At 66.7% G+C, this 1,150-nt stretch carries 1 protein-coding gene; it reads left to right on the top strand.

Going from position 1 to position 1,150, the window contains the following annotated elements:
• Positions 1 to 192: 192 nt before the first annotated feature.
• Positions 193 to 1,150 (top strand): MFS transporter (locus tag JHD07_RS24400; protein ID WP_291626692.1); only part of this gene is annotated, 958 nt, incomplete at its 3' end.

Genomic DNA, 1,150 nt, shown 5'->3' with positions numbered 1-1,150 from the left:
CGAAAATGCCGAGTGCCGATTGCAAGCGCAGCATGATGTCCCCGAACCCTCATTGATTATGGTCGCGCCTGCGCTGCAAAGGCAATGCCGCGAGCAGTTGAAACGCCCTGGTGTTGACAAGCAGGGCCACCTCAGCCACCCGGGGACCTCGACATCGAGGGAAAGAGCGGTCCGAGGGTGACCCAACAGGTGATGCCAGAACAGCCAATATCCGGACATCGGCCGGTCAGCGCCCGCGCGCTTCTCGGCCACCGCGCCTTCCTGTTCTTCTTGCTTTCGCGCAGTCTGTCGCGCTTTTCCAGCCAGATCGCGGCGGTCGCGATCGGCTGGCAGATCTACGATCTCACCGGATCGGCGTTCGACCTCGGCATGGTTGGCCTCGTCCAATTCCTGCCCACAGCGCTTCTGGTGTTCGTCGCCGGCCACGCCGCCGACCGCTACCAGCGCAAGCGCGTCGTCCAGCTCTGCCAGCTGGTGGAGGCCGCGACCGCGCTCTATCTCGCGACCGTCACCTATCTCGGTGCGGTCAGCGAGGTGCAGCTCTTCATCGCGACCTTCCTGCTCGGGATCGCCGGCGCGTTCGAGAGCCCGACCACGGCGGCGCTGCTGCCGCTGATCGCGCCGCAGGGCTCGCTCCAGCGCGCCACCGCCGTCTCCAGTGGGGCGGCGCAGGTCGCGACCATCACGGGGCCTGCGCTCGGCGGCCTCGCCTATGCGATCGCCCCGCACCTTGCCTATTCCGCGATGGTCCTGTTCTGGGTCTTGGGGATGATCTTGACCGGCTTCATTCGCCCGCGCCCGCAGGCGATCGCAACGGAGCGGACGGACTCGGACAACATCTTCGCCGGCGTGCGCTTTATTCGCAATAACCCGGCAATTCTCGGCACCATCTCGCTGGATTTGTTCGCCGTGCTGTTCGGCGGCGTCACGGCGCTGCTGCCGATCTATGCCCGCGACATCCTCCAGACCGGCCCGGTCGGGCTCGGCGTGCTGCGCGCCGCGCCGGCCGTCGGCGCGCTGCTGATGACGATGGTGCTGGCGCGGCACGCCATCTCCCGCCATGTCGGCCTGCGCATGTTCCAGGCCGTGATCGTGTTCGGCCTCGCCACCATCGTATTCGCGCTGTCGTCCTGGATGTGGCTATCGGTGC

The organism is Bradyrhizobium sp. (genome assembly GCF_016462955.1).
Classification (GTDB): domain Bacteria; phylum Pseudomonadota; class Alphaproteobacteria; order Rhizobiales; family Xanthobacteraceae; genus Bradyrhizobium.
This window is presented reverse-complemented; position numbering and strand designations above follow the sequence as displayed.